At 39.0% G+C, this 12372-nt stretch carries 9 protein-coding genes; 5 read left to right on the forward strand and 4 right to left on the reverse strand.

Annotation, left to right across the window (positions count from 1 at the left end):
- Positions 1 to 101: 101 nt before the first annotated feature.
- The 5 genes from WC496_09640 to WC496_09660 all read left to right on the forward strand — a co-directional run bounded on the left by WC496_09640 (position 102) and on the right by WC496_09660 (position 7457).
- Positions 102 to 1211 (forward strand): uroporphyrinogen decarboxylase family protein, encoded by a 1110-nt coding sequence (locus tag WC496_09640; GenBank protein MFA5293282.1) that lies wholly within the window; start codon positions 102 to 104, stop codon positions 1209 to 1211.
- A gap of 48 nt (positions 1212 to 1259) precedes the next feature.
- Complete coding sequence (locus WC496_09645) at positions 1260 to 2684, forward strand: family 1 glycosylhydrolase (GenBank protein MFA5293283.1); 1425 nt, start codon at positions 1260 to 1262, stop codon at positions 2682 to 2684.
- A 143-nt stretch (positions 2685 to 2827) separates the two neighbouring features.
- Entirely contained in the window at positions 2828 to 3973 is a 1146-nt protein-coding gene (locus WC496_09650) for a uroporphyrinogen decarboxylase family protein (GenBank protein MFA5293284.1), read from the forward strand.
- 114 nt (positions 3974 to 4087) lie between these two features.
- Positions 4088 to 6163, forward strand: coding sequence for a right-handed parallel beta-helix repeat-containing protein (locus WC496_09655; protein MFA5293285.1), 2076 nt, complete (start codon positions 4088 to 4090; stop codon positions 6161 to 6163).
- Positions 6164 to 6275: 112 nt separating this feature from the next.
- Positions 6276 to 7457, forward strand: a complete 1182-nt coding sequence (locus tag WC496_09660; GenBank protein ID MFA5293286.1) for a uroporphyrinogen decarboxylase family protein — start codon at positions 6276 to 6278, stop codon at positions 7455 to 7457.
- A gap of 65 nt (positions 7458 to 7522) precedes the next feature.
- Here WC496_09660 and WC496_09665 read toward each other — a convergent pair whose 3' ends face one another.
- The 4 genes from WC496_09665 to WC496_09680 all read right to left on the reverse strand — a co-directional run.
- Positions 7523 to 8746 carry an L-serine ammonia-lyase gene (locus WC496_09665; protein MFA5293287.1) on the reverse strand — a complete coding sequence of 408 codons (1224 nt, stop codon included), beginning with the start codon at positions 8744 to 8746 and terminating at the stop codon, positions 7523 to 7525.
- 19 nt (positions 8747 to 8765) lie between these two features.
- The gene (locus WC496_09670) at positions 8766 to 10691 is read right to left on the reverse strand and encodes a hypothetical protein (protein ID MFA5293288.1); all 1926 of its coding nucleotides are present in this window, start codon (positions 10689 to 10691) and stop codon (positions 8766 to 8768) included.
- Positions 10692 to 10792: 101 nt separating this feature from the next.
- The gene (locus WC496_09675; protein ID MFA5293289.1) at positions 10793 to 11662 is read right to left on the reverse strand and encodes a Gfo/Idh/MocA family oxidoreductase; all 870 of its coding nucleotides are present in this window, start codon (positions 11660 to 11662) and stop codon (positions 10793 to 10795) included.
- A gap of 56 nt (positions 11663 to 11718) precedes the next feature.
- The coding region (locus WC496_09680; GenBank protein MFA5293290.1) for a Gfo/Idh/MocA family oxidoreductase at positions 11719 to 12372 on the reverse strand (654 nt) is incomplete at its 5' end.

The following is a 12372-nucleotide window of genomic DNA, read 5'->3' on the forward strand; positions in this document are numbered from 1 at the left end:
AAGATTGCAAGAAACGATATGCGATTATTGCAGAAAAATCAATGGTCGTTTTGTAGTATTGTAATATAATAATTGTTTGACACAGGATAGAGAAATATACTATGCGAGAATTAAGCAGTTACGAGCGAGTTAGAAACACGCTGGACAAGAAACCGGTTGATGAAATAGCCTTTACAATTGATCCGTGGCCTGAAACGATAAAGAAATGGCAAACAGAAGGGCATTTTGCAAAAAAGGATATAGAAGATTGGTGGCTTCATTTCAAACAGGATATTATGGCTGCCGGCTGGCTTAATTCGACAGCTGATCTTGATTTTGAGCCGAGGGTACTGGAAGAGACTGATGATACGATTCTTAAGGTAGATGGCAATGGTGCGACTTTGCGGACGCACAAAAAATATAGCCGTACGCCGGAACACGTCAATTTTGTCGCAAAAGACCGCATCGGATGGGAAAAGCATATCAAGCCCCATCTATTTGGAGTTGATGGGCGGCGGATACCGCTTGAAGAATATAAGAAACGCAGGACGATTGCGACAGAAAAACAGTTATTCTTCTGTTGGCATGGTGAGGGCCCCTTTGAACAAATTCATTCAATATGTGGGCATGAAGATATGTTGATGGGGATGACTCTTGACCCTGACTGGGTAAGGGATATGGTAATGACATATACCGAACTTACCATCAGACATCTGGAATTGCTTTTTAATGAGGCTGGTCAACCCGACGGATTTTGGCTATATGAGGATATGGGATTCAAAAATAAGCCATTTATGTCACTGACAATGTACGAGGATATTGTACAACTGGGGCATAAACGCTTTTTTGATTTTGCCCATTCAATAGGCTGTAAAGTAATTGTGCATTCGTGCGGATTTGTCGAACCTTTGGTGCCGGGCCTTATTACCGCTGGTATGGATTGCCTCCAGGCAATGGAGGTAAAAGCTGGAATGGATATGCCGCATTTGTTTAAATTATTTGGAGACAAAATAGCGTTTTTTGGTAATATCGATGCGCGGGCGCTTATTACGAATGATTATAAAATTATAGATGAAGAACTGACAAAAAAAATTGTGCCGGTGGTTTCACATAGTGGATCATATATTCTGCATACAGATCATTCCGAACCGCCGGAAATAAAATATGATACAATGTGGCATTTTATACGCAGAGGCAAGGAAATTGCCAAAGAAGCAGCCTCTAAAAAATAAATTTGGCAAAGTTAAATTTATCCCACTCATAAGACAAAAGGATGTGAAATGAATTTGAACTTAAATCTGTTTCCAAAGAATTTTCTCTGGGGAGCTGCGACATCTGCATTCCAGAGTGAAGGAGCATGGAATGCAGATGGTAAAGGCGAAAGCAACTGGGACCGATGGTGCCATACCTCCGGTAAAATCAAGGATGGTGGCAATGCAGATATTGCTTGTGATTTTTACCACAGGTATCCAGAAGATATAGAAATAATGAAGCAATTAGGTCTTACTGCTTTTCGATTTTCTATTGCATGGACCCGCGTTCAGCCGGATGGTCGCGGAGTGGTTAATCCCAAAGGAATAGAATTTTACGATAAATTGATAGATTTGTTTTTGAACGCAGGAATCACACCTTTTGTATGCCTTTGTCATTATGACATACCACAGGTTCTGGAAGATAAGGGTGGCTGGGTTAACCGCGAATTTACAGACTGGTTTGCAGATTATGCTTATATTATGGCTCAGAAGTATGGCGACCGTGTAAAAAACTGGTTTACAATTAATGAGCCTATTTGCATCTCTGAAGGGCATTATTCGATGACGCTTGAACCGCCGGGCCTCGGTGCCCCTCAAGCTGGAGCAACTGTTTCTCACCATTTGCTGCTGGGACACGGGAAAGCTTTAAGAGCAATAAAATCCCTTGGCAATCATAAGGTCGGGATAATATGCAATCTCTATCCCATTCATCCATTCAACAATTCTAAACAGACAAATTATGAAGACAGCGGCCATCGTAGGAGTATCATTGGTGATGGCTGCGGTGAAGAATCAACTAATTACGAAGACCAAGTGCAGGCCGTAAGACTTGCCGATGGCTATATAAACAGATGGTGGCTTGACCCCATATATAAGGGCACATATCCACAGGATATCTGGCGGCATAAAGACTTTTTACCACAAATTCAGGATGGCGATTTAGAGATAATAAGCACGAAACCTGATTACCTTGGTGTTAATTATTATCATCGAATGGTAGTTAAGCCGTTACGTTCCAAGAACAAACTGAGTTTCCAAATTGTAGATGCCAAAGAACTGGGTACGCCTTACAGTGAAATGGGCTGGGAAATATATCCTGAGGGCCTTTATGAAATTGTAAAAACGGTTGCATCAGAATATACTAATGAAATTTATATAACAGAAAATGGTGTATCCTATGCGGATAAAATTTCATCAGATGGTTTTGTTCATGATGCCAAGCGTATAGATTATCTGCAGCAGCACCTTCAGCAAGTTGAAAAATGCATTAGAAATGGTGTTAACATTAAGGGCTATTTTGCGTGGACACTGATGGACAATTTTGAATGGGAGCTTGGCTGGACACAGAAATTCGGCCTTGTTTATCTGGACCGCAAAACGTTGAACCGAGTGATAAAAGACAGTGGAATTTGGTATCGTAATTTAATATTAAAACACAAAACTAAAGAGTAAGTTATGAATTTACGCTTTTGCGGACAGATTGCGGTCGTATCGTACTAAAGCAGGTTTGTTATGTTATCATTTAATGTAATGGGCTTGGTTGCGTAGCCAGGCATTTGATATGAGAAATACCAATTATTTGTAGGTTTGAAAATATGATTAAACAGGAAAACCTTTCAGGCGAAAAAATTCAGCCAATTAGGGGAAAATGGAAGGGAACTCTTACCGACAGGCAGCGATTTAACCGCCAGATGCATTACAAACCGGTGGACAGATGTTTCAATATGGAGTTTGGCTACTGGAAAGAAAATTTTACTAAATGGCCTATTTTCTATGAAAATAACATTACCAACGATGAAGATGCTGAGCTGTTTTTCAATTTTGACAGGATAGCGGGTATTCAGGCATTATGGATGAATCCTCCATACAGAGAAGAAATTATCGAGCAGACAAAAACCTGTAAAAGGATAGTAAATTCGGAAGGACTGCTTGTAGAAGTTCCTCTCGACGGTCATGATACAATACCGCATATTATCAGTTCTTCAATTATAAAACCACAGGACTGGAACAGATGCAAGCAGGACCATTTTAACAGAGACGACCCACAGAGAAAGATTGACATTGGAAATCTTAAGAAGCTTTATCCTGCTTCGAGAGATTTCCCGCTTGGCGTGGACTGCGGCTCAATGATAGGCGTAGTCAGGAATATGCTTACCTTTGAAGGTTTGGCTTATGCTGTTTATGATTATCCTGATATGGTTGAGGATATGGTTGAAACCTTCTGTGTGCTTATTGAAGATTTTCTCGACCAGATACTTGGCGAAATAGACTTTGATTTCGCAAGCGGCTGGGAGGATATATGCTTTAAATCTGGCCCGATTGTTTCGGTTGATTTTTTTAAGAATGTGGTAGTGCCTCGTTACAAGCGAATAAATAAAAAACTTAAAGCATACGGAATTGATATATGGTACACAGATTGCGATGGTGATGTCAGGCCTATATTGCCTTTGCTGATTGAAAGTGGAATCAATTGCCTTTTTCCGTTCGAGGTTAATTGCTGTACGCACCCTGGCAGACTTCTTGACGAATACGGCAAAGAATTAAGAATAATGGGTGGTTTTGATAAAATGGCTTTGGGTGATGGTGAGGCCGCGATAAAAAAATATATGGAATCCCTTGTGCCTTATGTTGAACGAGGCGGGTATATACCATTTTGCGATCACCGCTGTCCGCCGAATGTAAAACATGAGGATTATATTTATTATCTTGATTTAAAAGAGCAAATGTTTGGTATGAAATAATTGAGCTGCAGACAAAATTAATTGATTTTATTAGAGCTTATTGAAATAAGTTAAAGTTAATAAAAGTCGCCTGATTTTGAGGTGTGCAAAGGTTAATCATAAGGAGTTTTGGAAATGTGTACAGCTGTTCATGATAAAATTTCAGATTGTTATAGTTTTTTTGTAGCCAAGAACGGAAATGACACATGGTCAGGGACTTTGGCTGAACCAGACCCCAAAAAACAAAATGGCCCATTCGCTTCGCTTGAACGGGCCAGGCAGGCGGTACGCAAGTTAGTAAGTTCCGGAAAATTAGACAAGCCGGTGAAAATATTGGTTAGAGAAGGGATTTATTTTTTAGAAAAACCGTTCAAACTGACGCATGAGGATTCAGGCACTGAAAAAACACAAATATGCTATCAATCTTATCCGGGCGAAAAGGCAATTTTAAGCGGAGGCAGGGTAATCGAGAACTGGCATAAAAGTCAGGGGCAGCTCTGGGAAACATTTATTCCAGAGGTCAAAGAACAGAAATGGTACTTCCGGCAGTTATTTGTAAATGAGAAACGCTGTTGCAGAGCCCGGCTTCCTAAAGAGGGGAATTACTTTCGAATCCAAGATGTATTCTCACCGGATAAAAAAATGGAAACAATCGCATTTAAGTTTATACCAGCTGACTTTCAAACTTTTAAAGATATTAAGAACGCTGAAGTAGTCAATATTCACAGTTTTGACACATCCAGGCTTAAAATTGACAATATAAACAACGATACAAATACAATTCGGCTTGCAAATACAGCCCTGTTTCCATTTATAAAAGACCGGCGTTATTATATAGAAAATATATACGAAGGATTATGTGAGCCCGGCTGTTGGTATTTGGATGCTAATAAAGGAATATTATATTATTGGCCAAGGGCTGGCGAACAGATGTCTGATGCCAAAGTCATTGCGCCGAGGATGACAGAATTGATAAACCTTGAGGGGGATATAAAAAATGGGAAATATGTCGAACATGTAATAATTAGAGATTTTCACCTGCAACATGCAGACTGGGTATTGCCATCTCGTGGATACCAAAGTCTTCAAGCTGCTGAATATGTAAATGCAGCGGTACATACTGTAGAGGCAAGAAATTGTTGTTTTATACAAAATGAACTCTCTCAGATTGGCATTTTTGGCTTTCAGTTGGGTGTAGGTAGTAAAAATAACAGTATTATTGCAAATAAAATTTATGATATGGGCGCCGGAGGAGTAAAAGTCGGCAGAACAGAAGACTGCCATGATGACCCCGAGTATTTTCCGGTGGATTTTCCCGAAATCATCAGACGTGTAAGTATTTGTGATAATGAAAAAGTCTGTGGCAACATAATTTCTGACAATTATATTTATGACGGCGGCAAGGTTTTTATGGGTGCTGTTGGGATATGGGTTGGTCAGAGCGGCAATAATTTGATTAGTCACAATGAAATATATAACCTGTATTATACCGGAATATCGGTTGGATGGTCATGGACTTGCTGGCCTACTAACCATTGTAATAATATCATAGAATATAATTATATTCATGAGGTATTGAAGGAAACACTCAGTGATGGAGGTGGAATTTATACACTGGGAGTTTCGCCAGGAACGGTTATTCGAAATAATGTTATTCATGACGTTTATTCATATAATAATAATCATGCCTGTGGTATTTATCTGGATGCGAGCAGCAGCGGAATAGTTATTGAAAACAATATTGTTTATCGTACATCATGTAATTTAATTAAAATACAGATAGGCATAAGTGGAAATATAATACGCAACAATATTTTTGCATTTGGAAAGGGGTGGCAAATTGGATTTGATTCAGAACGTACAAATATTTTTCAACAAAACATTGTTTATTTCAATGAAGGCAAACTGTTTAGCCCTAAACGCAATAGTAAATGGTCGAGTTTTGACCATATAATTGACTTTAATATTTATTTTAATGAAAACAACGACGATGAAATCAAGTTTCTCGAATATACATTTGACCAATGGCGGCAAATACAGCCTCGCCCCTCTTGGAATGGAAATGTGTTTGAACCTTTGGATGTTCACTCTTTCATCATTGATCCGCTGTTTGTCGACCCCGCCAATGGCGACTTTGATTTAAAGCCGGACTCGCCGGCATTTAGAATAGGCTTTTGTCCCATAGATAGAAAATCTGTTGGTCCAAGGTAATCAGTACCAAGAGAATCTTCGCCTGTTTTTTATTTTGACAATTGGTATAAGTATAGACGTATAATGGTATAAATAATACTAGATAATTTAAATATGGAGTTACTAGATAACAATGCTACCACGAGAAAGAGTCTTAACAACACTCGGCCATAAAGAACCAGATCGTATCCCATGGGGAGAACATTTGATAGATTGCAATGTGTATGAAGCCATTCTCGGACGTCCCACTTTTGTGAATTCACATTTCAAAGAACAGCAGGCTTGTTGGCAAGGCAGGCGTGATGAAGTTGTAGAGCATTATAAACGTGACCTGCCAGAGTTAACGTATGCGTTAGGATTAGACATAGTTACTCTCCCAGAGGTTTTACCTGCTAAAGATTCTGTTTATTCGCCGATGAAAAAGATTGATGATGTAACATATTGTGATGAAAATGATAATATTTTTAAAGTGTCAAATTCCGGCTGGCTACTCCCTTATAAGATGAATAAAGATAAATATCTTTGTCCTACAGTTGAAAGTGTACAGAAACAAATAGATAAGCTTGATTCGGCTCCTCCTGTAAATGTATCCGATTCTTGCTGGGAGGTGCATTGTTACATTAATGACAAGATGAAAAAAACTCATTTTATTGCTGGTTTGGGAGAAGGCATTGAATTTCCTTGTTTTGGCATTGATGAAATTGAGGGTTGGATAAGTCTAATTGAGTATCCTGATGTATGTAAAAAAATTGCTGAACTTAGAGGCAAACAGTCAATACGTACGATTCAGGCGTATGCTGCGCTGGGACTCGATGCAATTATTGTATGTGGAGATTTGGGGCAAAGCAGGGGTTTGAGTGCCAGCCCGGCAATTTACAAAGAACTGGTATTTCCTTGGCAGAAAGCTCAGGCGGAAGAGGCACATAGGCTGGGACTTAAAATCTTGCTGCATTGCTGTGGAAATATCTGGTCCGTTATCAATGATATTGCGGATTTATACGATGCTTACGAGTCTATTCAAACCAGTGCCGGTATGGACATTCGGAAACTAAAGGAAGATGTTGGACAAAAGATTACACTTTGGGGTGGGATTAGCCATGAACATATTCATGGCGGAACGGTGGAGGATATACGTGATGATGCCCGCTACTCTTTTCATCACGCAGCTCGTGGTGGAGGCTATATTATGGGCTCATCCCATTCATTAGCTATTGGAGCAAAAATAGAAAATATCTTTGAAATGAAACGGTGCCGTGATGAATGGGGTGTATATCCAATTGATGGGAAATTTACTGCAAAACGTTCCTGTTCATAAATAATTATATGTGAATCATGGATTAATTTTTGACAACTCCAGTAACACATAATTAGCTTGTCGGATTATACTTTAAAATCTCCGAATTTAATTATACTTGCCAATCCCCCAATGGCTGTTTCGCGATATTTACTTTGCATGTCACGACCTGTTGTATACATAACTTTTACGGCGGTATCAAAAGAAATCTTGTGTTTTCCATTTGTAGAAATAGCATAAGTTGCACACTCAAATGCCCTCGTAGCCCCAAAGGCATTTCGTTCAATACAGGGTATCTGTACGAAACCACCTACGGGGTCACAGGTAAGTCCAAAATTATGCTCCAGAGCCATTTCCGCAGCGTATTCGATTTGATCATTATTTCCTCCCAGAATCTGACAGGTTGCCGCTGCCGCCATCGCGCAGGCAGTGCCTATTTCACCTTGGCAACCGACTTGTGCACCACTGATTGATGCTGATTTACAAACAGCAGAGGCAAATAATCCGGCCGTCATAATTCCCTGGATTATTTTCTCTTTAGGTACTTGGTGATGGCATGACAAGTAATATAAGATGCCTGGTAAAATACCACAGGAGCCGCATGTTGGTGCGGTTACTATAATCCCTCCAGAAGCATTTTCCTCTGCTACTGCCAATGCATAACAAAAGATATAATTTAAGTCCTGCAAAATTCCCGTATGTATATCTGTGTTCTTAAACATCATTTTGGCTCTGCGCTCCAGTCTTAAATATCCCGGCAAAACTGCTTCTTGAGTAATTCCGTGTCTGATTGCAGCTTTCATCACGTTCCAAATATTAGACAAATAGCTTTTAATTCCATCTCCCTCAACTTCCATTACATATTCCCACATTTTTTTATTATTTATATGACAATATGAAATTATTTCTTCGATTGTGTTGGAATCATACTTTAAAGATGAAAGCGGTTCTACATCTCCGCCAGCATCAATTAATTCTCCTCCGCCAACCGAATAAACCACCCAGTTTATTATTTCATTTCCTATGTAATCAAATGCCCGGAATATCATACCGTTGGGATGCAATGGAAGTATTTGGTCTGGAAACCATTTAATGGTTATAGATAACGGCGAAAGTTCGGCGATTATCGCGGAATCCGCCAAATGGCCTTTACCAGTTGCTGCAAGGCTACCGTATAATTCGACCGTAATAGCAGTTGTGGCATTTATATCAACCTTGTTCTTAAAAATTAATGCTGCTTTTTGCGGTCCCATTGTATGCGAACTTGATGGTCCCTTTCCTACCTTATAAATACATTTAATGGATTTCATTGAAGTCTTAAAAAAAAGATTATGATTTGAATATGGAATCTGTTTTAGTAAAATCAATTGGTGTTTGTATTATGAGATTTAGACCTGCAATCGTCATCAGGTCAGGCAAATCATAATAAGTTAATGCGTTATGTAAGATATTTGTGAATCTGCATTCTAACAAACCAGCTTCAATAATGCATGACCATGATTTTAGTGTCTTTGCAATAATAACTTCTTCAAATAAATCCGGCTCACACGCAGTTGCGTGCAAAGCGGGGATTCCAACCTGACTGCCAACCGCATGGAGGTGAATTTTAGTGAATTCATTTTTAAGAAGTTTAACGCAACTGAGAATGTCATTTGTTCTCATCCCTATATAAGATTTTCCGAGAAGATATGCTAAATAAAAATCTTCTCTATCTGGCCCAAAGAATGGAATTGGAACTTTCTGTTTGTTCTGCATAGTTTCGCCAATGCCTCGCAAATCTATAGCTAAAACAGCAAAACCATTTTCCAGATAACTTTGAATCATTTGCTTGGATTCATAGCAGGATTTACCATTTTCATTTAAGTATATTAAAGCTTTTTTTGCTGAAACCTTTGAGGGGATATATTTGGAAGCAGGCAAACATATACCATGTTCAGTCGCTATAACGAATCTTTCTGGTTGACCTTGTTCAATAACGGATATAACAGGCATACTCAAATCAGCTATTTTTGTGATTCCTGCGAGATCTCTGATTTTTTCGCGAGTTATTTTTTGCCGCCTTAGTGCGAGTTGTTTTACATGTTTTCTATTGAGATCATATATTGACACTGCATTTTCCAACTGCATCACCTGCCCTTTTGAGGTGCACATTATTTCTTCTTTGCTCAAAATATCTATTGCTGGCTCTGAAATATTGACATCTCTTCCGCAAAGCCATCTAAGCATCCATTGCACAGAAGCTTCTCTGAGTCGTTGCGAATAGCAATGTTTAGTATTGTCTTCAACAATTGCAATATGTTCAGGATGTCCCAATAAAGTATATAGTTTTTTTACGTATCGGAAAGTATCCCATGTGCCATTAATATCAAAGAAATCTTTTGTTGTAGCACATATAAGTATTGGAACTGGCGCTCTTATAATCAGGTAATCAGCATGCATAATCCCTTTTTGAATTTGACCAAATAAATTTTGTTCTGCATCCTGAGGACCTATTGTCGTGAGCAATTTATCAAAATTTGTAATATAGCATGAAGGGGAAGCGGCCTTAATTCTTTCATCAAGGCAGACAAGATATGATGAAAGTGTGCCACCTCCACTGTTACCCATAACGCCAAATTTGTTCGAATTAATATCCGTGCGTGTCTGGAGATAATCAAGACATCTCATCGCGTCCCAAATCATTGTACGAGCAATGTTTTGTCCTAATAAAATTGCCCCCATTCCTGCCATAAAGTGAGATTCAATACAACTAATAGGAGCGGTTCTGTCGTTATCAAGAAATTGTAGGCGTTCACCCTGATCGACAGGGTCGAAGATCATAGCGGCTATTCCGTTAAGAGATAGTAAGGCACAAGCTTTTTGGTATCTTGGTTCGGCTTTTCCATTCACCGCATGTCCGCAAGGTACAAGAACCGTCGGATACGGCGGCCGAAAATTTTTGGAATCAGGAAGAAATAAAACAGCGGATACATAAAAATATGGCTGGCTTTCAAATAAAATTTTTTCGACTTTGAAACCTTTCCGCTCAATAGTTCCTGTGATTATGGAATTAAGTGGAGTTCGTTCGGGGAAAGCTCCAATAGACTTAATTAGTTCTTGCTGTAATAAGACTTGATAGTTATGTATTTGTTGTGTGTTTTGGAGGGATTGGAACCGTATTCGCCATTGTGCAAAACACCGTTCTGCTTTTTCCAGTAAATATTGTGACATCATTTGACTTGTGTCAGCATTAGTATTTAGCCTGCTATTGTTCATAATACTTTTCTTAATATATCTGCTGCGGTTATATCAAGCAATAAAAAGTGATATTTCTTTTTCAAGTCGCTTATAATTCTTACTATCGTGATATATAGGCTTTAAATAATTTTACTGTCTACCTTTTCAATTCTACCTGACTTGACTGATTTTTCCATAGCTTCCAAAATTTGGACAGGTTTAAGTATCTCTTCGTGTTTTTCAGGCTCGACTCCGGTTTTGAACATTTTCGTGAATATTTTAATGCCTGTTAAATACTGATTTTTGTCATAGATGATTGTCTGTTGCAAAGGACCTTTACCGCAGACAGCATTTATGATAAAATTCTGGCAACCTTCCTTGATGAAATTCAGCGTGATAATTTTTTCATCAGAATAAATCAACTGACCCGTGGCACCATTGCCATTTTTTGTTACAAGGACTTTAACAACATTATAACCAAAAGCTTTCAAAGCAGCGTCAACCTGATGGATGCCATAGAAAAAGACACCACCGTATTTACTTTTCAAATCTGCCGGCCCGTACATTGTGCCGGATAAAATATCACCGTTATTTCTGAGCTTTTTAACAAAACCGATAAAGCTTTTCTGATGAGGGATTATACTGAAACTGGTTACAGGTACTCCATGTTTTTTTGCATTCTCCAGGAATTCTATACCTTCTTTTGTTCTGTAGCAGAAGGGCTTATCAATAAAACAGGGTATTCCATTTTTTATAAACGGCAAGGCTGGCTTAAGATGATATTTTCCATGCCTGTGGTCAACGATAAGGGCGTCAATTTTACCGAGCATTTGTATAGGTTTTTCTACAATATTGGGAATCTGTCCTTCCAAAGCAGCCTTTTTGGCAAATTCTTCAGTTTCGCCCCAAAGATAATCTACGGTAAAGTCTTTAATAAGTTTTTCAACATTAATAACTTTGGCAATACGTGCCGTGTGGCTGTTTTCAGCTCCTATAACACCTATTTTCATTGAATGTCCTTTCTGGTTAAAAAATAAAACCTTATTTATATTATAATATGCAATGATTACAGAATGCTAACCTTTCTGTAAATTTGCGGATTTTGCTTCTGGCATTCTTCAATTACTGCGACCTGCTGTCTTATCTGTTCTGGCGTTATTTCCAGCGGGGCACCATGTGCCAAAGTTCTCCAGAGCATATGATAGAATCTCTTTGAAATAACAGAGAATAAATCAGCCTGCGATTTCGGTACCTGCCAGCTTTTCTTAATCCATTCAATTGCATCGCTCGGGAAAGCCGGTGTTCCATCGGGTTTGCAGAGCGGTTTTAATATCAGTTTTGGAGACGGAGATTTTTTAGGGTCAAAATACTGCCATTCGATTTCGGTCATACTGCCTTTGAGACCTCCTGTTGTTCCATAAACTTCATATAAATTGCCTGAATATGTCTTACAGGATGAAATCTCAAGATGGATCAAAGGTCTGTCTTTACCCCTTAAAATCACAAGCACGTGGTCTTCAGCATTTCCTGCCGTTGTTGTCCTATCCATATGACAAAATATTTCCGGCATAATATCTGTGCCGAAAAGCTGTAGTGCCTGATCGAGCGGATGTGGACCTGTATTGAGCAGATTGCCGCCCATAAATTTTTGCAGAGTCTGCCAATCATACCTGCGAGCGAAACCGCTGAACGCAACGTTGATTTGTACAATTCTGCCCAG

It is taken from the genome of Phycisphaerae bacterium (assembly GCA_041652575.1).
GTDB lineage: Bacteria > Planctomycetota > Phycisphaerae > Sedimentisphaerales > UBA12454 > UBA12454.